Source organism: Streptomyces sp. P9-2B-2 (genome assembly GCF_030406865.1).
In the GTDB taxonomy this organism is placed as follows: domain Bacteria; phylum Actinomycetota; class Actinomycetes; order Streptomycetales; family Streptomycetaceae; genus Streptomyces; species Streptomyces platensis.
In genome coordinates this window covers 753403-775806 of record NZ_CP129126.1, presented here as the reverse complement: position 1 = coordinate 775806, position 22404 = coordinate 753403, and the positions used below count along the sequence as shown (strand labels likewise).

At 72.8% G+C, this 22404-nt stretch carries 18 protein-coding genes; 10 read left to right on the top strand and 8 right to left on the bottom strand.

Annotated features, from left to right (window positions below; genetic code table 11):
* Window positions 1-12: 12 nt before the first annotated feature.
* On the bottom strand, window positions 13-333 hold the full coding sequence (locus tag QT196_RS03485) for a GYD domain-containing protein (protein ID WP_168477429.1): 321 nt from the start codon (window positions 331-333) through the stop codon (window positions 13-15).
* A gap of 314 nt (window positions 334-647) precedes the next feature.
* Here QT196_RS03485 and QT196_RS03480 point away from each other — a divergent pair, with 314 nt between their 5' ends.
* A complete protein-coding gene (locus QT196_RS03480; protein WP_323139163.1) occupies window positions 648-1871 on the top strand; it encodes an MFS transporter in 1224 nt (407 codons plus the stop codon).
* Entirely contained in the window at window positions 1864-3159 is a 1296-nt protein-coding gene (locus QT196_RS03475; protein WP_290354313.1) for a sugar ABC transporter permease, read from the top strand. Before QT196_RS03480 ends, QT196_RS03475 begins: the two co-directional genes overlap by 8 nt.
* Here QT196_RS03475 and QT196_RS03470 read toward each other — a convergent pair.
* Entirely contained in the window at window positions 3128-4375 is a 1248-nt protein-coding gene (locus QT196_RS03470; RefSeq protein ID WP_168477427.1) for an acyl-CoA dehydrogenase family protein, read from the bottom strand. The genes QT196_RS03475 and QT196_RS03470 overlap by 32 nt on opposite strands.
* Before the next feature lie 148 nt (window positions 4376-4523).
* Between QT196_RS03470 and QT196_RS03465 the strand changes: the two genes are divergently transcribed.
* Entirely contained in the window at window positions 4524-6320 is a 1797-nt protein-coding gene (locus tag QT196_RS03465) for a CoA transferase (RefSeq protein ID WP_290354312.1), read from the top strand.
* Complete coding sequence (locus QT196_RS03460; protein WP_266735036.1) at window positions 6317-7972, top strand: class I adenylate-forming enzyme family protein; 1656 nt, start codon at window positions 6317-6319, stop codon at window positions 7970-7972. The genes QT196_RS03465 and QT196_RS03460 overlap by 4 nt, the downstream gene beginning before the upstream one ends.
* 63 nt (window positions 7973-8035) lie before the next feature.
* On the opposite strand, the gene QT196_RS03455 is transcribed toward QT196_RS03460, so the two are convergent.
* From QT196_RS03455 to QT196_RS03435, 5 genes are all read right to left on the bottom strand, one after another.
* The gene (locus tag QT196_RS03455) at window positions 8036-8842 is read right to left on the bottom strand and encodes a zinc ABC transporter substrate-binding protein (RefSeq protein WP_168477421.1); all 807 of its coding nucleotides are present in this window, start codon (window positions 8840-8842) and stop codon (window positions 8036-8038) included.
* Window positions 8800-9663, bottom strand: a complete 864-nt coding sequence (locus tag QT196_RS03450) for a metal ABC transporter permease (RefSeq protein WP_168477419.1) — start codon at window positions 9661-9663, stop codon at window positions 8800-8802. Before QT196_RS03450 ends, QT196_RS03455 begins: the two co-directional genes overlap by 43 nt.
* Window positions 9660-10274, bottom strand: a complete 615-nt coding sequence (locus QT196_RS03445) for an ATP-binding cassette domain-containing protein (protein WP_168483536.1) — start codon at window positions 10272-10274, stop codon at window positions 9660-9662. Before QT196_RS03445 ends, QT196_RS03450 begins: the two co-directional genes overlap by 4 nt.
* Window positions 10275-10538: 264 nt before the next feature.
* Window positions 10539-11186, bottom strand: coding sequence for a sigma-70 family RNA polymerase sigma factor (locus tag QT196_RS03440; RefSeq protein WP_290354311.1), 648 nt, complete (start codon window positions 11184-11186; stop codon window positions 10539-10541).
* A 194-nt stretch (window positions 11187-11380) separates the two neighbouring features.
* Window positions 11381-12133, bottom strand: a complete 753-nt coding sequence (locus QT196_RS03435; protein WP_290354310.1) for a PE-PGRS family protein — start codon at window positions 12131-12133, stop codon at window positions 11381-11383.
* Window positions 12134-12442: 309 nt separating this feature from the next.
* On the opposite strand from QT196_RS03435, the gene QT196_RS03430 reads away from it, so the two are divergent.
* The 5 genes from QT196_RS03430 (at window position 12443) to QT196_RS03410 (ending at window position 18340) form a co-directional block, all read left to right on the top strand.
* Window positions 12443-13237, top strand: coding sequence for a PhzF family phenazine biosynthesis protein (locus tag QT196_RS03430; protein WP_290354309.1), 795 nt, complete (start codon window positions 12443-12445; stop codon window positions 13235-13237).
* A gap of 177 nt (window positions 13238-13414) precedes the next feature.
* Window positions 13415-14512 (top strand): hypothetical protein, encoded by a 1098-nt coding sequence (locus QT196_RS03425; protein ID WP_168477411.1) that lies wholly within the window; start codon window positions 13415-13417, stop codon window positions 14510-14512.
* A 78-nt stretch (window positions 14513-14590) separates the two neighbouring features.
* Window positions 14591-15085 carry a hypothetical protein gene (locus QT196_RS03420; RefSeq protein ID WP_168477409.1) on the top strand — a complete coding sequence of 165 codons (495 nt, stop codon included), beginning with the start codon at window positions 14591-14593 and terminating at the stop codon, window positions 15083-15085.
* 4 nt (window positions 15086-15089) lie between these two features.
* Window positions 15090-15863 (top strand): class I SAM-dependent methyltransferase, encoded by a 774-nt coding sequence (locus tag QT196_RS03415; RefSeq protein WP_290354308.1) that lies wholly within the window; start codon window positions 15090-15092, stop codon window positions 15861-15863.
* 536 nt (window positions 15864-16399) lie between these two features.
* On the top strand, window positions 16400-18340 hold the full coding sequence (locus QT196_RS03410) for a hypothetical protein (protein ID WP_290354307.1): 1941 nt from the start codon (window positions 16400-16402) through the stop codon (window positions 18338-18340).
* A 102-nt stretch (window positions 18341-18442) separates the two neighbouring features.
* Here QT196_RS03410 and QT196_RS03405 read toward each other — a convergent pair whose 3' ends face one another.
* A complete protein-coding gene (locus QT196_RS03405) occupies window positions 18443-19999 on the bottom strand; it encodes a GMC family oxidoreductase N-terminal domain-containing protein (RefSeq protein WP_290354306.1) in 1557 nt (518 codons plus the stop codon).
* Window positions 20000-20331: 332 nt separating this feature from the next.
* Between QT196_RS03405 and QT196_RS03400 the strand changes: the two genes are divergently transcribed.
* Window positions 20332-22398 carry a SpoIIE family protein phosphatase gene (locus QT196_RS03400; RefSeq protein WP_290354305.1) on the top strand — a complete coding sequence of 689 codons (2067 nt, stop codon included), beginning with the start codon at window positions 20332-20334 and terminating at the stop codon, window positions 22396-22398.
* Window positions 22399-22404: the final 6 nt, after the last annotated feature.

Sequence of the window (22404 nt, the reverse complement as noted above, 5' to 3'; positions counted from 1 at the left end):
TCCCGCGGCCGGTTACGCCCCCGGCGGGCGGAAGCTGACCGACTTCCTGGCGGCCTCGTCGATCTCCTCGACGGTCAGCAGCGGAATCGTCTTGGAGTGCAGGGCCCCGCTGGCGCGGACGGTCATGGCGATGGCAGCCATCGACACATGGTCGGGGAAGTCGAGGACGCAGTAGAAGTCGTCGTCCCCGTACGCGAAGTAGAGCGTCTCCAGCGTGCCGCCGCACGAGCTGACCACCTGCTCGACGGCCGCCTTGCGTCCGGTGCCGCCCTCGGCGAGCAGGCCCTTCATGCCCTCGGCGGTATAGCTGGCCTGCACCAGGTACTTCGGCATCCGGTTCTCCCATGCTTCAGCCCATGCGACAGCGGACCGCGGTAGGCGGTCACACGGCCACCCTCGCCCGCAGGCTGCGGACCGGCCAGCGGGCGGCCGCCGGACGGGTGAGTTGGTGGAGGGGTGAGCTGGCGGGCGCGGTGGGACCCGGGTGGCGGGCCGCCGGGACCCGGAGCCCCGGTGAAGTCCGCACGCGTCACCGCACGGCGCGGCGAGTTCTCTCCCCCCGGCAGGGCTGCCGGGAACCAGGCGCCGGGACCGTACGACTGACTGGACCGGGGCCCGACGAGGGCCGGAGCTGTCGGGAGGGGCGCGTGCTGGTGAAACGTGGCAAGGAACCGGAGGCCACCGGGCCGGACGGGGGCACCGCACGGGCGCCGGGCGGCCGGTCGCTGACCGTGCTGCTCACGACGGCGATGGCGTTCTCCATGCTCCAGCTGTTCGTGATCGGGGCGCTCGGGCCGCGGCTGGTCGGGGAGTTGGGGATCTCGCGCACGGTGCTGGGCCTGACCACCACGGCGGGCTTCGGGGCGGCGGCCGTGCTGTCGCCGATGGCGGGCCGGCTGGTGGACCGGGTGGGGCCCCGGCGCTGTCTGATCGCGCTGCTGCTGCTCACCGCCGCCTCGCTGGCGCTCATCGGCGCTGTGCCGGGGGCGAGCGTGCTGCTGCTGGCCGTCGCACTCGGCGGCGTACCGCAGGCGCTGGCCAACCCCGCCACCAACAAGGTGATTCTCGCCGCCGTTCCGGCCGAGCGCCGGGCCGCCGTCACCGGCTGGAAGCAGTCGGGGGTGCAGTGCGGGGCGTTCGTGGCGGGGCTGCCGCTGTCGCTGCTGGCGGCGGGGGTGGGCTGGCGCGGTGCGGTCTGGTCGGCGGCCGCCGCGGCGGCGGTGGCCGCGCTCTGGGCGGCCCGGGCCCTGCCGGCCGACCGGCCGCCGGCCGCCACGGGCCCGTCGGCCGCGGCCTCGTCACCCCGCGACACCCGGCGGCTGGCCGCCTTCTCCCTGCTGCTCGGCAGTGGCATCGCCTCGGTCAACACCTACCTGGCGCTGTTCGGTTCACAACGCCTCGGGTTGACACCGACCACGGCGGCGGCACTGGTGGCCGTCCTGGGCGTGGCCGGTATCGGGGGACGGGTCGGCTGGGCGCGGGCGGCGGGGCGGCCGGGCTGGGCCGAGGCGCTGCCGGCGCTGCTGGCGGCCGGTGCGGTGGGCGCCGCACTGCTGCTCGCCGCCGCGCTCCGGGCGCATCCGCTGGTGTGGCCGGCCGCCGTCGCGGTCGGCTCGTTCGCGGTGTCGGCCAATGCCGTCTCCATGGTGCTGGTGCTGCGGAACGCGGCGCCCGGCCGGGCCGGGAAGGACTCCGCCCTGGTGTCGGCGGGGTTCTTCGCGGGGTTCGCGGTGGGACCGCCGCTGTTCGGCGCGCTGGTCTCCGCGACCGGATACGGGCCGGGCTGGCTCCTGGTGGCGGCCGAGTTCGCGACGGCGTCGGCGATCGCCGTTCCCCTGATGCTGCGTCGTACCGGAGGACCCGATGCATGAGCCCACCTATGGGGCGGCCCATGAGACCGCCGATGGGAACGCCCATGAGCCCGCCCGTGAGAAGAGCCGTGAGCAGAGCCATCGGCAGAGCCGTGCGGTGACCGGCCACGTGCCATGGGCCGACCGTGCCTGGGCGGCGGTGCTGGAGCGGACCGGGGAGACCGCGGCCGAAGTGGGGCCGCGCTTCCCGCTGTACGCCGACCCGGAGACCGGCAGCTGGAAGACCACCTCCCGGGGGTCCTGGACGGGTGGCTTCTGGGCCGGACTGCTCTGGCTGCGCGCCCTCGCGTCCGGCGCTCCTCAGGACCGGTCGGCCGCGGCCGCCTGCACCCGGAGACTGGCCCACTGGATCGACCAGGACACCGCCACCCGCGGGCTGATCTTCTGGTACGGCACCGGGCTCGCCGCGGGGCCCGGGGGCGACGGCCTGGCGGCCGGGCTGCGGGAGAGAGCGGCCCGGTCCTGTCTGGCGGCGTACGACCCGGAGCGACAACTGGTGCCGTGGGGTGAGGCGTTCGGCGGTCCCAGGATGCTGGCACGGGTGGACGCGGTGCCGGGGCTGGTGCCGCTGCTGGCGGGTCTGGGCACGGCGGGAGCGCGCGCGGCGTACGGCCATCTGACCCGGCATCTGACGCTGAGTCGCAGCGAGAACCCACCGCGCCCGGCATGGCAGGCCGGGCCCGATGACGGCTGGACGCCCTGCGCCGAACCCGCGCCGGGATGGAGCCGCACCGCGCCCTGGCTGCTGCTCGGCCTCGCGGACGGGCTCCACGGCCTCGCCGACGGTCTCAACTCCCGTGCGGCCGGGGCGCTTTGGGAGGCGGCGGACCGGATCACGGCACCGCGGCTCGCCCCGGCGGACCGGATCACCGCACCGCTGCTCGCCCCGGCCGCCCCGCTCATCGCACCGACCCTCACCCCGGCCGCCCGGTTCACCGTGTTGCCGCCCTCCCCGGCCGCCCCGCTCGTCCCGTCGGCACAGGAGGACCAACCGTCCGGCCCGCTCGACACCTCCGCGGCCGCCATCGAGTCGGTGGCCCTGCTGAAGCTGGCCGCCCTGGCGCGGGCGAGGGGCCGCGGGAGCGAAGCCGACCGGCTGACCGCGCGGGCCCGGCAGATCCTGCACCGCCTGTGCACCGGCCATCTCTCGGCCCGTGGGGCGCTGACGGACGGGTGCTACGACGCCGCCCGCGCCCTCGCCCCGCGCCATGAGCTGATCTGGGGCGACTTCTTCCTGGCGGTGGGACTGGCGCTGCTCACCGGCCGGATGGCTCCGTTCGCGACGTGACGGGGTAACCGCGCAGCACCCGGCGGGCCACGGCCGTGATGTGCAGCTCGTCGGGACCGTCCAGCAGCCTGGCCGTGCGGCCGGTGCGGAACAGTCCCGGCAGCGCGGTGTCCGGACCGAGCCCGGCCGCGCCGTGCACCTGGATCGCGGCGTCGGCCACCTGCTGAAGCATGCGGGCCGCCGCCACCTTGGCCAGACCGGTCTCCAGCCGGGCGTCGCCGCCCGCGGCCAGCCGGGCCGCCGCCTCATGGACCAGCGGCCGGGTGGAACGAATCGCCAGCAGCGAGTCGAAGACCATCTGCTGGACGAGCTGACGGTCCGCCAGCGGTCCGGCCGACTGGCTCCGTGACCGGGCCCGCAGACACATCAGGTCGAAGGCCCGCTCGGCCTGTCCCAGCCAGCGCAGACACCGCAGCACCCGGCCGAGCACCAGCCGCTCCCCGGCGATCCGCAGCGCCTGGCCGGGGGCGCCCACCACCTGCTCGGGCGGTACGGCGACCCCGTCGAGCTCGATCTCCCACTGGCCGCCGGCGCCCAGGACCGGCAGCTCCCGCACCACCGTGAACCCCGCGGCCGACGCGGGCACCAGAAACAGCGACAGGCTGTCCGTTCCGGGCCCTTCGTCATCCACCCGCGCCAGCACGGTGACCAGATCGGCGTCGCCCGCGCCCGAGGTGAACCACTTGCGGCCGTGCAGCACCCATCCGCCCGCGGCATCCGAGACGGCCCGGGTCGCGGTCAATCCCGGGTCGGTACCGGGGGTTTCGGGCTCGGTCATCGCATAACAGGTCCGCACCTCGCCGTCGGCGATGCGCCGCAGAAACCGGTCCCGCACGGTGCCGTCGGCGTGCCGGGCGAGCATCAGCACATCGAGGAGGGGCGCCGAACCGAGTGCGGCGGGCCCGTGGTCGCTGGCGCCCTCGGCCTCCGCGACATGGAAGTAGAGCGGCAGGCCGAGCCCCTGGCCGCCGTACTCCTCCGGCAGCGGCAGGGCCCACAGCCCCGCCCGCTTCGCCTCGGCCTGGAGTCCGCGCAGCGTGCTGCGCGCCGCGTCGCCGCCCGCGTCCAGCACCGGCTCGCACGGCATCACCCGCTCCCGTACGAACGCCCTGACCCGCTCGCGCAGGTCCGCGGCCTCCGGCGGGCAGCCGGGCTGCCCGAGTCCGGCGGCCCCGAGGGGCGGGTCCGTCGCCGACAGGTGCTGCTCAGGGTTCATGGCGTGCACGGCCTCCTCCACATTCACCGGGAACTCGGTGAACCGACAGTCCGACTTACTGGCCGTGGAGTTGGTCGGCGCGGGACGCCGTCCGGTTCCCGTGTCTGTGTGTGAACCAGGCGGCGGTCCGCCGCCGGAGAGGAGTGCCGTGGGACACCCTGCCGTCATCCGCGCGTCCCGACCGTTGGAAGAGGTGACCGTCCGGGTCGCGGGCCCGTCGGCGCTCACCGCGCCGGCGGCCGGCCATCTGCGGGCGCTCGGCGCGACCCTGACACCGCAGACGCCCGGAACGCACACCGGGCCCGCGACCTTCGAGGCCACGGGGGCGCCGGGCACGGCCACCGCGTACACCGCCTGGGCCGATGTCCTGCCGGACGCGGACGCCGTCGACGAGCCCACCGTCCAGGCGGCCACCGGCATGATGCAGGTGCACGGCAGACGCGACGGCCGGCCGCATGGTCTCGCCGTCGACTACGCCGCCACCTGCGCCTCCGTGCTCACCGTGCAGGGCCTGCTGGCCGCCCTGCTCGGCCAGGCGCGCGGCGGCGCGCACCCCGCGCAGGTCACCACCGGCGCCGACCGGGCCGCGCTGCTCACCCTCGGCCAGTACCTCGCGGCGGCGAACGCCCCGGAGACCGAGGCCGTACCGCTGGCGCCGGGAGGGCCGCCGTTCACCGCCCAATGCGGCACCCGCTTCGAACTGGAGGCGCTGGACCCCGCCCCCTGGGCCCGGTTCTGGCGGAAACTCGGCGCACCCGAGGAGGCGATCCGCACCGGCTGGCAGCCCTTCCAGTTCCGCTACGCCACCGCCTGCGCCCCGATACCCGAGGAACTGCACCGGGCGGCCCGTGCCGTGCCCTGGGCGTGGGTGCAACAGGCCGCCGCGACCTCGGGAGCAGAGGTGTGCCCCCTGCACGCCCCGGCCGCCCTGCCCGGAACGACGGCCGGCACGGCGCCCTGGAGCCTGACTCCCCGGACCGCCGACCAACCCCGGCCGGCCACCGGACCCGCGGCCCACGCCGCTCTTCCCCTCTCCGGTCTGACGGTCCTCGAAGCGGGGCGCCGCATCCAGGCCCCGCTCGCCGCCCATCTGCTCCGTCAGCTCGGCGCGGAGGTCCTGCGGATCGAACCCCCCGGCGGTGACCCGCTGCGCGGTATGCCGCCCTGCTGCGAGGACGTCTCCGCCCGGTGGCTCGCGCTCAACCGGGGCAAGAACGCCGTACAGATCGACATCAAGTCCCCGGTCGGGCAAGCCGAGTTGCGGGAGCTGGCGTCCGGCGCCGATGTCTTCCTGCACAACTGGGCGCCGGGCAAGGCCGAACAGCTCGGCCTGGACGCCGACCGGCTGGCGGCCGTCAACCCGGGGCTGGTGTACGCCTACACCAGCGGCTGGGCCGGGCGGCTGCCCGGGGCCCCGATGGGCACCGACTTCATGGTCCAGGCCCGGATGGGCATCGGAGCGCTGGCCCGCCCCGCCGACGAACCGCCCGCGCCGTCCCTGATGACCCTCATCGACGTCCTCGGCGGACTGCTCGGTGCGGAAGCCGTGGTCGCCGGGCTGCTGCTGCGCGAACGCAGCGGCAGCGGCGTACGGGTGGAGTCCTCGCTGCTGGGCGCCGCGGAAGCGCTCACCGCACCGGCGCTGCACCGGGCGGCGGCCGGCGGGCGGCTCCGCCGTCCCGCGGGCTTCCGCCGTCCGCTGCCGACCGCCGACGGCTGGATCGCCCCCGCCGACGACTCCGCTCCCGCCGCCGCAGCCCGCGCGGCCCGGTGGACGGAGCTGACCTCCGAGCAGGCGCTCGCCGCGCTGCGGGCCGACGGGCTGGCCGCGACCGCCGTCACCACCGACCTCGGTGCGCTCCCGCAGGACCGGCGCCTCAGCGGTGCCCTCACCCGTGACCCGCACGGCTCCCTCGTCGTCCCCACGCCCTGGAGATTCGTATGACCCCGCGGATACCCGACCTGGTCCCCGGCCCGCTCCGCCGCGCCTGGGCGGCGGAGGGCCACTGCCCCGATCTCGACCTGTACGCGTTGTTCCGTGCGCACCGGATGCGTCACCCGCTGCGGACCGCCGTGATCGACGCAGCGGGCGCGACCACCTATGCCGAGCTGGACACCGAAGCGCGATGTCTGGCCGCCGGCCTCGCCGAGGCCGGTATCCGTCCGGGCGATGTGGTGGGCGTCCAACTGCCCAACAGCAGAGCGGCGGTGGCCGCCGATCTGGCGCTGGCCGCCCTGGGCGCGATAGCCCTGCCCTTCCCCGTCGGGCGCGGCGGCCGGGAAGCCGTGTCGCTGCTCGCCCGTTCCGGGGCGCGCGCGGTGATCGCGGCCACCACCTACCGGGGGAGCGAGCACGCCAGGGAACTGGCGGAACGGGCCGACGCCCTGCCCGCCCTGCACACCGTGATCGCCGCCGGTCCGGGCCAGGCCCCCGCCGGCTGCCGGTCGCTGGCCGAACTGACCGGCGACGAGCGGGACTTCACCCCCGTACGGCCCGATCCGGACACCGCGGCCCGCCTCCTGGTCTCCTCCGGCTCCGAGGCGGAGCCGAAGATGGTGGCCTATTCGCACAATGCGCTCGCCGGCGGCCGGGGCAATTTCCTCGCCGCCCTGCTGACGGACGGCACCCCGCCGCGCTGTCTCTTCCTCGTCCCGCTGGCCTCGGCGTTCGGCAGCAGCGGGACCGCGGTGACCCTCGCCCGGCACGGTGGCACCCTGGTGCTGCTCGACCGTTTCACGCCCGAGGCGGCGCTGGCGGCCGTGCGCGCCCATCGGCCCACGCATGTGCTGGGCGTGCCCACGATGGTGCGCATGATGGTGGAACGCTGCGTCACGGAAGGCCGTACGGCGGACGGGCCGACGGCGCTGGTCCTGGGCGGCTCCGCGCTCGACGCGGCCACCCACGACGAGGCGGCCAGGGTCTTCGGCTGCCCGGTGGTCAACCTCTATGGATCGGCCGACGGCGTCAACTGCCATACCGGCCTGGCGCAGCGGCCCCCGCTCCCGGACGACGGCCCGGGGATCGTGGTGGGCCGCCCCGACCCCGCGGTCTGCGAGATCCGGATCACGCCGCCGCCCGGTGCGGCCGCGGACGGGACCGGAGAGATCCTCGCGCGCGGCCCGATGACACCCCTCTGCTACGTCGGCGCGCCCGAGCTGAACATGCGCTACCGCACCGCGGACGGCTGGGTACGCACCGGTGACCTGGGGACGCTCGCCGCCGACGGCACCCTGCGGGTCGTCGGCCGCCTCAAGGACATCGTGATCCGCGGCGGCGCGAACATCAGCCCCGCGGAGGTCGAGGGCGAACTCTCCTCCCACCCGGACGTACGGGACGTGATCTGTGTGGGCGTGCCCGACCCGCTGATGGGGGAGCGGCTCGCGGCCTGCGTGGTGCCGAGGGCCGGCCGGGAGATCACCCTCCAGAGCCTCTGCGCCCACCTCGATAGGCGAGGCGTGGAGCGCCGCAAACACCCCGAGCATCTGCTGCCGGTGACCGGAGCGCTGCCGCTCACCCCCGCGGGCAAACCCGACCGTACCGCCCTGCGGAACCGGATCGCCGACGGGCTCCCGGCCGAGCCCGCACGGACGGGGTGACCGGCCGGCGGTGGTGGGCCTGCGCGCCAACGGCCCACCACCGCCCGGTGATTCACCGACTGATCAGGACGCCGTGAACGCCTTCTCCATCTGCTGCGCGGCCTTGCGGTACACCGCCAGCAGATCGAGGTCCTGCCCCGGGTAGTTGGCGATGTCCAGCTGCTTGGCGCCCGAGCCGGGCAGCACCGTCCCGGTCGACATGTTCTCGTTGTCGAGCACGAACTTCGGCTTCTTCGCGGACAGTTCGGACAGCTGCGCCGGCGTCACCGCCTCCGGCCCGTAGGTGCCCACCAGCCGCGCCCCGGCCAGCTTGGCCGCCCAGCTGGTGAACATCTGCGCCGTCACCGCCGGGGCCTTGCCGCCGGGCCAGGCGGCCCGCACCTTCTTGTTCAGCGACTCCCACTCCGTGCCGAACGTGGTGTTCCAGCGCGCGGCCTCCTGCTGCGTACCGAACGCCTTGCCCAGCCGCGTCACATTCGCCGTCGTCTTCGACGGGGTGTTGTCCAGGTTCAGCTCGATCATCTTGGCCTTCGAGCCCGCCGCCTCCTTGATCCGGCCGGCGAACGGCTCGAACGAGGAGTAGAGGACGTAGTCGGCCTGCGCCACCTTGGCCAGATCGGACGGCTTGACGTCGTAATCGGGTGCGTGCCGGATCGAGGCGGGGACGATGGAGGTCACCTGCTTCGCCCCGGCGGCCTTCGCCAGCGCCGCCTCCCAGACCGTGGTGGCGACCACCACGGGTCCGGAGGAGGCCTTGTCCGACGTGGCCGCGGTCTTCTCCGAGCTTGCGCCGGAGCCGCAGCCGGAGATCAGCAGCAGGCCCGCGCTCAGTGCGATGAGGGGACGGACGAGGCCGCGGGTTCGCGCCATGAGGGAGTTCTCCGTTCAGGGATGAGATGAGCTGCGAGGGCGACCGCACCCGCAGCGAGGACGAGGACCGGCCCGGGCGGCAGGTCCCAGGCCAGCGAGACAAGAAAGCCGACGACGTTCACGACCAGCCCGATGCCGATCGCCCAGAGCGTGATCGAGACCAGCGAGCGGCCGAGCCGGCGGGCGGCGAGCGCGGGCAGCAGGGTGAGCGCGTCCACCAGCAGCGCCCCGGTCAGCCGGATGGCACCGGCCACCGCGACCGCCACCAGGACCAGGAGCAGCACGGTCAGCCGCTGCACCGCCACCCCGGAACACAGCGCCAGCTCCCGGTCGTGCAGCAGCAGCGACAGCTCCCGCCGCCGCCAGACGAACAGCGCGGGAAGGGCCACCGCCAGTGCGCCCAGCACCGCGAGATCGGCGGGGCGCACCGCCAGGATCGACCCCCACAGCAGCGCGAAGGCCCCGTTCGCGTTCACCCCGGACAGAGCCAGCATCAGCAGCGCGGCGGCGATGGCCAGGCTCATCAGCAACCCCATCGCCCCCGACAGACCGTCCGCCGTACGCGCCAGCGGCGCCACCCCGGCACCGGCCAGCGCACACGCGACCAGCGCGCACAACACCGGGTCCAGGCCCAGCAGTTGCCCCACCGCGATGCCCAGCAGCGCCACATGCATCATCGCGAAGCGCACCGGCATGATGTCCAGCCCGACGATCACCACGCCTACTATCGGCAGCCCCAGAGCGGACAGCAGCAGACCGGCCCCGGCACGCTGTACCGGAACGAGCTGGAGCAGGTCACCGACCTGTCCGAGCGCACTCACCGGACCTCCCGCAGACGTCCGGCGGCCATCTCCAGCGTCCGGTCGCAGCGCGCGGCCATCGCCCGGTCATGGGTGACCACGAGCACCGTCACCGGCAGCGTGGTGAGCACCTCGGCGGCCTCCTCCTGTCCGGCGAAGTCCAGTGCCGCCGTCGGCTCGTCGGCGAGCAAGACGCCCGCCCCCGCGGCCACACAGCCCACCGCCCGCGCCAGATGCATCCGCTGCAACTGCCCACCGGACAGACTGCTCAGCGGACGGTCCCCGAGCGCACCCACCCCGAGGCGCACGGCGGCGCTCGCCGCCTCGGCCGGGGCGCCGCTGCTCGCCAGCAACTCCCTTGCCAGCAGCGGGAAGCGCCCGGCCGCCGGGCGCTGCGGAATCCAGGCGCAGGCCCGTCTGCGCCAGGCCCACTCCGCCGCGCTGCGAGCGCCCCGCCGCCCGACGAGGATCTCGCCGTCGACCTGCCGGTGCAGCCCCAGCACCGCCCGCAGCAGTGTGGTCTTGCCCGAACCGTTCGTACCGGTCAGCGCGATCCGTTCACCGGCGGCCACGTCCAGATCGACGCCGCTCACGGCCTCCAGGCGACCGTGCCGGCACACCACGCCGTGCATCCGTACGCCGAGACCGGACGCCCTGCTCTCCTGCCGTGCCGCTGGGGGCTCCGGCTGCTCATTGCTGCGCTCCACAGCCCACTAGTCGGCCCGGCCGGGCGTCGAGTTCCCGGCCGGGCGGGATTCTCTGCGGGTGGGGCGTGGGGGCCGTAGGACGCGGCCGGGGCGCGGGACCGCTGCTCCAAGCGTCCCCGCGTCCCGCCCTTTCCCCTCAGCCTCCGCATCCGGCCGTCGCTCCCGGACCCGGCCGCCGCGGCTACCGCATCACGCCGAGGCCGTCGAAGCGGACACCCGCCATGTCGCGCCGAAGCCGGCCGGCGCCGCCTCCCGCTCCGCGCCGTCCGGCCGCCGCGCGGTGCCGCCCTCCGCCGAGTTCACCAGCGCGATCAGCGTCTCCCGGGCCCGTGCCACCCGCGACCGGACGGTTCCGACCGGACACCTCGCCACCGAGGCGGCCTGCGCATACGGCATCCCGAGCAGTTGGGTGAGCACAAACGCCTCCCGCCGCGCGGGCGCGAGTGCGCCGAGCAGATCGGCCAGCACGACGCCCTCGTCGAACCCCGGCAGGATTTCCGGCTGCGCCTGTTCGGCCATGGTCTGCCAGTCGTCGAGCGCGGCGATACGGGGCCTGGCCCGGTTGGCGCGGATCCGGTCGGCGACCGTGCGCCGGGCGATCGTCAGCAGCCAGGTTCGGGCCGAGGACCGGCCCTCGAACGAGGGGAGGCCCCGGAGGGCCCGCAGATAGGTGTCCTGCACCAAGTCGTCCGCCGCCTGGAAGTCACCGCTCAAATGCGTGACATAGCGCAGCACATCGCGCCGGGTGGCCCGTACGAACCGCTCGACGGCGGCCTCGTCACCGCTGCGGCCCTCCAGCGCCCACTGGGTCACCTGGGCATCCTCAGGCGCACGCATGCGATGCCTCCTCTCCCTTACGCAGTTCCATGGGCACGGGTATCCGCGATACCGGAATCCGGGCAGGCGTCATCGTCAGAAGTCCTTCGCTGGATCCGGTCCGGCGAACGGCGCGCGGACCGGAGAGGTCGGGGCGGGCGCGGCGGCGCGGCATCCGCGCGCTGTCCGTCCGCTGCCCGCAGGGCGCTCCGCTGTCAGTGGACAGCCGGCGCCGGCGGTGGGCCCCGACGTGAGACGACATGGACCAGCAGCCGGCCCCGCAAGGCGCGATGGGGTGTCCGCTCCGGTTCCCGGGGCTCCGGAGGGAGGGTCGGCAGCACGGTGTGCCGTACGAGGCGGAGACGCGGCACGAGGGCGAGCGACACCGCCCGTACCAGCCGGAAGACCGCGCGCTCGCCGCCGCACATCCACCACACGCTCAGCGTCGCGATCAGCAGATGCGCCGCGAGCATCACACCGGCGCCACCCGGCGCCCCGGGATGCGGGGTGTGCCCCATGACGGCCATCTGGCCGGACACCGACAGACCGCCGAAGTGCCCGCCGTGTGCCATCTCCTGCACCGGAGAACCGTCAACCAGGGCTGCACGCAAACCACTTGACACCCGCAGCGGATGAAACGGCACCCCGCCACCACACCGCAGCGATTCCCACCACAGCCTGGCCCAGGACAGTTTGCTGTGCCCGGCGTGGTCCAGCGCCTGCCCGAGGGCGAAGGCGGAGTGCAGCGTCGCCTGGGTGCCCACCGTCAGGGCCGCCACCGTCAACGGACCGCGTTCCCGGCCGGCGAAGCACCACGCGCCTCCCGCGGCCCCCACCGCGGCCGTGAGCAGCACCCGCCACGGCAGCACCGCCCCGGAGGTCAGCACATGCCCGACAGCCGTGAGCAGCACGCAGACCACCGCGAACGCGATGGCCCGCAATCCCCTGAGTACGTATCCGGCTTCCATGGCGAGAACAGCTTGCCCCTCCCGTGCTCCGTCAGACAGAAGAGGCCCAAAAGATGCTCACTTCCGGAGCGAAAATGACTGCCGGAACGGATGGCGGACTACGGCACACAAAGGGCCCGACGAGCCGCCCAAAGACGTACGGGACACCCCCCACCGGCCAAGAACCGAATCCGGTGGCACATCAGGCGGTACGGCGATATCCGTCCCGATCACGCCCCCTTTCCGGCCCTTCGGCGCCACCCCTCAGGTGACCGGTGCCTCCCGGACTCGCCTGGGGCGGCCCCCGCCACAACCGGTAGCGTCAGGCGCATGCGTGCCTTCATCGTCGATGCGTTCACCGACCGGCCCTTCGCCGGGAATCCCGCCGGGGTGTGTCTGCTGGACAGGCCGGCCGACGCCGCCTGGATGCAGCGGGTGGCCGCCGAATTCAACCTCTCCGAAACCGCTTTCGTGCACCGAACCGCGGAAAACACCTACGGACTGCGGTGGTTCACGCCGACGGTGGAGGTCGATCTGTGCGGCCACGCCACGCTGGCCACCGCCCACGTGCTCCACACGACCCGCTCCGCCACTCCCGAGGCCCCGCTGCGCTTCACCACCCTCAGCGGCGAACTGATCGCCCGTCAGCACGAGCAGGGCGCGATATCCCTGGACTTCCCCACGGATGTGCCGACCGCAATCCCCGTACCGCCGCTCCTCGCCAAGGCTCTCGGAGCCGAGCCGCGGTGGACCGGCCGGGCCAGGCACGATCTGCTCGTGGAACTGCCGGATGCGGCAACGGTACGTGACCTCACCCCGGACATCGCCGCCCTCGCCGGCTTCAGCGGCCGCGCCGTCATCGTGACCGCGAGCGCCCCGAACGGCGCCGACCACGACTTCGTCTCCCGCGTCTTCGCCCCCGCCGCCGGTATCCCCGAGGACCCCGTCACCGGCGCCGCCCACTGCGTTCTCGCACCCCACTGGGCCGAACGCCTCGGCCGCAGCGCACTGAACGGGGTGCAACTCTCCCCACGCGGCGGCCGGGTGGGCGTAGAACTACGCGACGACCGGGTCACCCTGCTCGGCCACGCGGTAACCGTCTTCACCGGCGAACTGACTCCTTGAAGCAGACGCAGCGGCGTGCGCGGCACCCGCCGGGCCCCCACCCTGTACTTCGTCGCACTTCGCCCGCTCGACATGACCGGAAAGCGCCCGTGGCCTGAAATGCGCACTTTCGGCACCGGGCATTCCCCTTCACCCTTCGGCCAAGGGCATGACCGCGGGAGCAATGGGGGAGCCGCGATGGTCGAACCGAGCTATGTACCGGTGCTGCCGACAACACGGGCCGCCCAGGCCGCCTTTCGTCACCTGGACGTGCGTGCCCGACGACGGATCGCACCCTTGTGGACGGTGATTCCGCGCATCGGCCCGGAACGCGTCCGGGGCACCCGCCCGGCACCCGATCCGGACACCGACCCGGCAGAACTCCGCCGCTGGCTCGTGCCACGGATGAACTCCCTGACCGAGGTGATGGCGGACGCCGCGGGCTGGATCGATGCCGCCCATGTCGAAGCCCTGCTGGAAGGTTCGGCCACCGCTCTGTGGCACCTGGCCACCAAGAGCAGGCTGCGGCTGGTCACCGGACCGGAACGGGACCCGCAACAGCAGCGCTATATCGCGGACCTCGCCTTCCTCAGCGGCCGTGGCCTCGGCATTCGTGTCCTGCTCGACGGCCCGCCGGACGAGGCCGAGGCGACGGAGCTGCGGAGCCTGGTCGAGCGGCTCGGCCAGCCCCCCGACCAACTCGACCTCATCCTGGACGTCGGCCTGGTCGTGGACCCGCTCGCATCCGGCGAGACGGCGCTCATCGCCCTGGACCTGCTCGCCCCGCTCATCCCCTGGCGCACCGTCGTCCTTGCCGCGGGCGCCTTCCCCCGCACCTTCGAGGACCACCACACCCAGCCCTTCCGGGTCCTGGCACGCCATGACTGGCAGCTCTACCGATCGGTCTGTGCCGCCCGCCCCGGCCTCCCCCGCAGAGTGACCTACGGCGACTACTCCGTCGAGCACGCGAGCAGCGCCAACATCGCTCCCGCCCAGCACCGGGGCCCGGGCTGGGGATTGCTGCGCTACACCACGCCGGAGAGCTTCCTCCTCGCACGAGCACCCACCCGAGGCCGCGATCACGTCGTCCGGGCCCGCGCCACGGCCCGCCGGATCGTGGAGGGCGGCGCCTTCCGAGGTGACGGCGGTACCGGGCCCAGCGCCGGTGAACGGTGGCTGCACTCCTGCGCGTACGGCGACGGTCCGCGCGGCTCCGGAAACGCCGAGACGTGGATCCAGGCCGGGCACAACCAGCACATGCACTTCGCCATGAGCCAGTTGGGCGCGACCGGCTGAGAAGCTCGCGTCCGCCGACAGAGACGCGCAGCCGCTCACCAGTTGTGACTGGCCCACCCGATGACGATGATCGACCCCATGACCGCACCGCAGCACGGGCCGCTGGCCGACGCCCCGCTTGAGCAGCTCTTTCCCGAGGCCGGGGAGGGAGACCTGAAGCTCATACGGCTTGAAGGCGCACGGATGGATGAGGCGCTCGGCCCGAAGGGGCCGGTGCGGTGGGAATGGGAGCCCGGGGCGCTGTACACGGACATCACGGTGTGCGACGCGACCGGCGACCGGGTCGAGTACGCGCTACAGGTGGACTGTTCGGAGGGCACCAGTGCCTCGGTCTTCGCGGGCGTGTCGGTGGCGTGCGGGTGCGAGGAGAACCATGAGACGCACCTCGTCCACGCGGAACCCGTATACCTCACGGAACTGACCTCCCTCTACGAAGGAACGGAGCTGGGAATGGCGTTCACCTTCTTGGCGTGGGAGCTGGTCGGCTGGATCAAGAACCCCACGGAACCGGCGGCCTGGCGGTCACGGAAGGGCCTGCCGGCACCCCGAGCAACCGCCGTACCGGGGCACTGAATCGATGGACCGGGTAGAGGAGTCAAGTGAGGGGGACGCCGCCGTGGTGTTCACGGACGCTGACGCTGCCGCGCTGTACGACCTGGTGAATCCCTGGGACCCCCAACAGTGGCCCGGTGACGGTTTCTATGACGAGCTGGTGAGGGCCGCGAGCTCGGTCCTGGACGTCGGTTGTGGCACCGGCGCCATGCTGCGCCTCGCTCGTGAACACGGCCACCGGGGTCGGCTCGTCGGTCTCGATCCGGACCCTGCCGCACTTGCCCGCGCCCGGCGGCGCGTCGATGTCGAGTGGGTTGAGGGCACCGCGGCGTCCGCGCGATGGGACGCCGCATTCGACCTCGCGACCATGACCGGCCATGCGTTCCAGTACCTGGTCACCGACGCGGAGTTGGGTGCCTCGCTTGCGGCCGTCCACAGGGCGCTGCGCAGTGGCGGCCGCTTCGCGTTCGAGACGCGGCATCCGCAGGCGCGTGCCTGGGAGGGCTGGAATCCGTCGGGGGCGTCCGATGTCGTCGACACGGCCGGGCGGGCCCTGCGCCTGTGGCACGAGACCGAGTCCGTCGTCGGTGAGGTGGTCACCTTCACCGGGACGACGGCCGCGGCCGACGGCACCGTGCTCCGCGTCGACCGGACGCGGCTGCGCTTTCCTGTCGAGGCGGTGCTGGACGCGTTCCTCGTCGACGCGGGCTTCGTTATCGAGGCCCGGTACGGGGACTGGGGCGGCGGGCCCGTCACCGGTACGAGCCGGGAGATCGTCACGATCGCCCGCCGCCGATAGGCGGCCTGGCGGGCCCCCGCAGAGACACTTGATGAAGCGTCAGGTGATCGACGTCACAAGGCTCCGATATTCGGTAAAGCGCCAACTGTCCAATTTTGACCGATGGTTTCGTGATACCTTCCTCCAGCTTCTTATTCCGTCATTACATCCATGGGGGGCCGCGGATGTGTTGTCGCTCATCCCGGAAGGATCACCGGTCGACGTCTGACCGACCCTCCTCGTCGCGAGGTTCCTCGGGCTCCTGAGGTCTCGCCGAGGAGCGGGGCATTATCGATGTGGACGGGGAATACGCCGAAAGGCGACTCGTCGCAGGCCGAAAAGCGCCCGCGAAAGTATGGCGATCCGGCCATTTCTTCAGGACAGCGCAGCTGGTGAATTGGGCGCCGTGAGTGGCGCACAGGAATCGCCCCGCTGATCCGGAGGAGATCCGCCGGATATCGCGCAAGAACCAATGAATTCCCGGGCCGGGAACGCGCCTTCGCGCCCGGCTCCCTCAGCTGAACCCGGTCGTTTTCGACCCTTCAACGGACAGGCTCATGAATCGAATACCTTGGGTGCGCGCCGCTGCCGTCGGCGTCTGCGCCTCGATCGCGCTCGCCGTACCGGCCGTTGCCGCGCACCAGACGCCGCCGGACGCCCCGGACGTCCCCGCCGCCATGACGACTCCGGCGACGGCCGACCCGGCGACGCCCTCCCACGGCCCGGCGACGCCGTCCTCCGGCCCGGTGAAGCCTTCCCCCGGCCCGGTGAAGCGTTCGCAGGGCGTGACGCAGGAAGACATCCGCAAGGCACAGGAGCTGGAGCGTTACTGGACGCCGGAGCGCATCCGGAGCGCCGTCCCCGTGGACGCGGTGCGGGCCGGGGAGACGGCGCAGGCCCCGCTGCGTGCTCCCCACGCGGCGGGCCGGAGTGCGCTGTTCGCGCCGAGTCATCAAGTCGCCTCGGGGGTCCCCACGGTCGGTGTGTTCCTGATCCGCAGTGATGACGGCTCGGCGACGCCCAACCAGTTCTGTAGCGCCGGCGCCGTCACCTCGCCGACCAAGAGTCTGGTGCTCACCGCGGCCCACTGCCTGAGGGGCGGCAAGCCGTACCGCAACGTCGCCTTCGTGCCCGGCTACCGCGGCGGGGCCTCGCAGGCCGGCGAGCCCGGGGAGCGGCCGTACGGCCTCTTCCCGATGGAGCTGGGCAAGGTGTGGATCGACGAGCGGTATCTGTCCGCGTCACCCAGCGACGATGTGGACTTCGCCGTCCTGCGTGTCGGACCGAACTCCCAGGGGCAGCTCCTGGAAGACGCCATCGGCCGTGGCAACACCCTCACCACGGTCCCTGCCGCCGGTCTGGCCCGCCGTGAGGTGACGCTCACCGGCTACCCCGGCGGCCAGAAGACCCCGCTCCAGTGCACCAACGCGACCCGGGCCTTCCAGGGCCGGTTCATGGAGATCGCCTGCGACGGCTTCCGTACGGGGGTCAGCGGTGGTCCGTTCCTGGAAGGCTTCGACGGCAGCCGCGGCAACCTCGTCGGTGCCATCGGCGGCTACAAGACCGGCGGCCTCCAGGAAAACATCTCCTACAGCGCGCAGTTCGACAACGACGTGCTCCGGCTGTACAACCAGGCGGTCGCGGACGCGGCACCGGACACCGTCAACCCCCTCGGTAACGGCGGTACGTGGCAGCACGCCACCACCTTCCTCACCGGCCGCTTCCACTCCGACTCGGTCCGCAACAGCACCAGCGACCTGATCGTGCGCTGGTCCGACGGGGAAGTCTCGCTCCACCCCGGCAATCGCGCCTACGGCCTGGGCAAGGACATCCGGCTCGTCAAGGACAAGGCCTGGAAGCAGGCGAAGGCCCTCACCGTGGGCGAATTCACCGGCAACAGCACCGACGACCTCCTCGTCAGCTGGGCCGACGGCAAACTGACCCTCTACAAGGACGTCAACGAGACCAACAAGCTGAACAACCGGATCCAGCTCAAGGGCCCCAACGGCACCTGGTCGCATGCCGTGGGCCTCACCGCCGGCCGGTTCGGCGGCGGCAACGCGCGCCGCGACGACCTCGTGGTGCGCTGGTCCGACGCCGAGGTGACCCTCTACACCAATGTGGACGGCCGGGGTCTGCACGCCGAGAAGCAGCTCGCCAAACGGAAGAACACGACCTGGTCACACGCCCGCGACACCGTCGCCGGGAACTTCGCGGCGGCCGCCGGGGACCAGGATCTGTTCGTCCGCTGGTCCGACGGTGAAGTGACGGTGTACGAGAACCTCGGCGCCAAGGGCTTCAAGGGCGAACACCGGCTCCGCCCCCGGAAGTCGGCATGGCAGTACAGCACTCTGGTCACGGCCGGTGCCTTCGGCGGCGGTACCCGCAAGGACGACCTCGTCGCGCTCTGGCCCGGCGGCAAGCTCGTCATGTACGACGACACCACGGCCAAGGCCCTGGGCCGCGAACGCCTGCTCGTTCCCGCCCGGATCAGCTGAACCCGTACGTAAACGCCACAGGAATGCCGTCCGGTCCCGCCATGGAACCGGACGGCATTGCGTGTCGTTGACGCCCCGTGGCGGTGGTGCGCCGCCCGCAGGTCAGGCCGGTGCCGGAAGGCCGCGGATCAGGTCCGCCGCCTTCTCCGCGATCATGATGGTCGGGGCGTTGGTGTTGCCCCGCACCACCGTCGGCATCACCGACGCGTCCACCACCCGCAGGCCACTGACACCATGCACCTGGAGCCGGGAGTCCACCACGGGGCCGATCGCGCAGGTGCTCGCGGGGTGGTAGAGGGTGTGCAGCTCGCGGCGGGCGAACTCCAGCAGTCCGGCGTCGTCCGTGGAGCGGGGGACGCGGAAGTCGGCGCGCCGGTGCTTGCGCAGGCTGGGCTGATCGGCGATGTCCAGCAGCAGTCGCAGTGCCCGTACCGCCGTGACGCGATCCTCCTCCGTGGCCAGGTAGTTGTGCAGGATGTGCGGTTTGGCGCTGGGAATCGCCGACCGCAGCGAGACCTTGCCCCGGCTGGTGGGGGTGAGCAGGGCCGCGCCGAACATGAAGGCATGGTCGGTGACCGGGCTGATGCCCTCCTCGTGGAACATCACCGGAGTGGCGTGTACCTGGACATCGGGCGCGTCCAGGCCCGCCCGCGTCCGGTGGAACCCTCCGACCTCACCGACGTTGGAACTCAGCGGGCCCCGGCCCTCGGTCTCCAGCAAGCGCACATTGTCCGGCGTCTGCGCGGTCAGCAGGGATTCGGTGTCGGTCAGGTACAAGAGGCCGATGTGCGCGTGGTCCTGAAGGTTTTCCCCCACCGGGAGCTCCACCCGGGGCGTGATGCCGTGCGCCGTCAGCTCATCGGCCATACCGATCCCCGACAGCATGAGCAGCTGCGGGGAGTTGTACGCCCCGGCCGCCAGCACCACCTCCCGCTCGGCGTGCCGCTGGAGCAGTTCACCGCCGCGTTCCAGCTCGACCCCGGTCGCGCGGTCTCCGTCGAACAGCACCCGGGTGCACTGGGCGCCGGTGAGCACGTCGAGATTCGGCCGGTCCAGGGCCGGCCGCAGATAGGCGACGGCCGTGCTGCACCGCATCCCGTCGCGCTGCGTCAGGTGGTAGTGGCCGACGCCGTCCTGCTCCGGACCGTTGAAATCCGCGGTGTACGGATGGCCGGCCTCCTGGGCGGCCGCCACATAGGCCGTCATCAGCGGATGCCGCGAGCGGCCTTCGCTGACGGTCAGCGGCCCGCCGGTGCCGTGCCACGGCGAGGTCTCCCCGCGGAAGTCCTCGGCGCGCAGGAAGTAGGGGAGGACGTCGTCCCAGCCCCACCGCTCCGCGTCGGCGGCGGCCCAGGCGTCGTAGTCCCGGCGGTTGCCCCGGATGTAGATCATCGCGTTCATCGACGAGGACCCACCGAGCATCCGGCCGCGGGGCAGGAACCGGCGCCGGCCGTCCAGGCCCGGTTCGCAGTCGCTGAGGTAGCTCCAGTCGTACTTCGTCTGGAACAGCTTGCTGAAGGCGGCCGGCACATGGATTTCCTGCGCATCATCCGCCGGTCCGGCCTCGACGAGGAGCACACGGGTGTGCTCGTCCTCGGTGAGCCGGGCCGCCAGCACACATCCGGCCGATCCGGCTCCCACGATGATGTAGTCGTACACCCGTACCCCTCACGCAGCGCTCTTGCGGACCCCACCAGCCAAGCCGCACCGGCAGGTCCGCTCACACCGGGAAACCAGCCAATGTGTGCGGTCGGCGGGCGGGCCGCCGCGCTCCCGGGCGGCGCGCTCACCGCCGGAACCGCGGCGGCACGGAGGGGCGTGAGCACAGCGGCGGAGACATCCACCGGCACGGCGGCCACGGGGCCGCTCACCCCGGACCCGGCGCCACGCCGAGTGTCCGCACCCGAGGGACGGGCGCAGAATGAAGAGAGCCGCTCCGGTGCCCGGACGGCGGACGGGCCACCGCGCGCGGCGGGTGGAAGGACAAGCCGGTGCCATCAGATCGGCCGAGCGAGCAGCAGGCTCGCGGACCACTCTGGTCCGAGCCCGGGTCGCTGCTGGAACATGTCGCCGTCGCCGTGTTCGGCATCGATGACGCCAACCGCATCTGCTACTGGGGCCCCGGCGCCGAGCAGCTCTTCGGCTACCGGGCCGCGGAGGCGCTGGCGAAGCCCGGCGCCCTTCTCTTCCCCGCCGCGCCCGACGAGGGCCCCGACGCCTGCGCCCGCCTGGCCGAGCGCGGCCGGACCGACGGCTACTGGCGTGGGCGGCTGCTCGCCGCGCATCCGGACGGTCCGGACTTCGACTGCGGCTTCCGGGTCTTCCCGGTGGCCGGGGAGGCGGGGAGTTCGGTGGTCATGGCCCTGGCGAGCCGCGGCGACGAACTGGACCGGGTGAAGACCAATCTCGCTTTCCTCGACGCGCTCTTCGAGACTTGCCCCATCGGCCTGGTCATGCTCGACGAGGAACTGCGCTACGCCCACCTCAACCAGGGCCTGGCCGACATCAACGGGCTGCCCATCGAGGACCACCTGGGACGGCACCTCACCGACATCATGATCACCGCGGACGGCGGCGAGTACGAGCGGATGCTGCGCGGCGTCGCCCAGGACGGCAAGCCGATCGCGGGCGTGCGGGTCGGCATGCGCACCCGGGGCCACCCGGACCGGGACAAGGTCCTGTCGGTGAGCTTCTTCCCGCTCTCCCGGGCCGGGGGCACCCGTGCGGGAGTGGGCGGTCTGCTGGTGGATGTGACCGACCGGGAGCAGGCCATCGTGGAGGCGACCGCCACCCGTCAGCGGCTGGCGCTGCTGGACCAGGCGTCCACCCGGATCGGCACCACCCTGGACGTGAAGGTCACCGCCCAGGAGCTGGTCGACGCCGTGGTGCCGGTCTTCGCCGACGCGGCCGTCGTGGAGCTGGTGGAAGGGCTGGACGAGCGGCAGTCGTTCGACCCGGCGCAGCCGGTGCTCACCCGCCGTCTCGCACACGGCACCGTGCTGCCCCCTCCCGCGACCGAACTCGTCAGCGGGGTGGCCGGAGTGCACTACCCGCCGGGCTCCGCCATCCACCGGATGCTGCGCACCGGCCGTCCGATCGCGGTGCCGGTGAACGAGGAGTTCATGCTGCGGACCATGCTCGACGAGGCGCGCGCCCGGTTGCTGGCCGACAGCGGTCTGACCTGTCTCCTCCTCGCCCCGCTCATCGCCCGGGGCACGGTGCAGGGCATCGCCGTCCTCGGCCGGTCAGCGGCCCGCGCGACCTTCACCGAACAGGACCTCAGCCTGGCCGCGGAACTCGCCTCCCGGGCCGCGCTCTGCCTGGACAACGCCCGTCTCTACAGCCGCGAGCGGAACATCGCGCTCACCTTCCAGCGCGCACTGCTGCCCAGCTCCCTGGGGTCCTTCCCCTCCCTGCACCTCGCCCACCGCTATCTGCCCGGCAGCCACGTCACGGAGGTCGGCGGCGACTGGTACGACGTGATCGACCTGCCCGACCAGCGCGTCGCCCTGGTCGTCGGCGATGTCATGGGACACGGCGTCTCGGCCGCCGCGGCGATGGGCAGGCTGCGCATCACCGCCAAGGCCCTGGCCCGCCACGACCAGGAACCGGAAGAGCTGCTCACCGAACTCGACCACTGCGCCCAGGAGGCGGGCATCGAACTCGCCACCTGCCTCTACATCCGCTACGACCCCGTCACCGGAGGCACCCGGATCGCCAGCGCCGGCCACCCCCCGCCGCTCCTCCGCTATCCCGACGGCCGGACCGAACTCATCGACGAGGTGCTGGGGGTACCCCTCGGCGTCGGCGGCTGTCCCTTCCGCTCGACGGAGTTCGACCTGCCCGACGACACCACCCTCGTCCTCTACACCGACGGTCTCATCGAGGCCCGGGACCACGACATCGACGAGGGGCTGACGGCGCTGCGCAGCGAACTGCACCGGCTCCCCGACTCCTTGGAAGCCGCCGCGGACCACATCCTCGCCCGCCTCGTACCGAGCTCCCCGGCCGATGACACGGTGCTGCTGCTCGCCCGGGTCCACCGCGTACGGCCGTGAGGACCT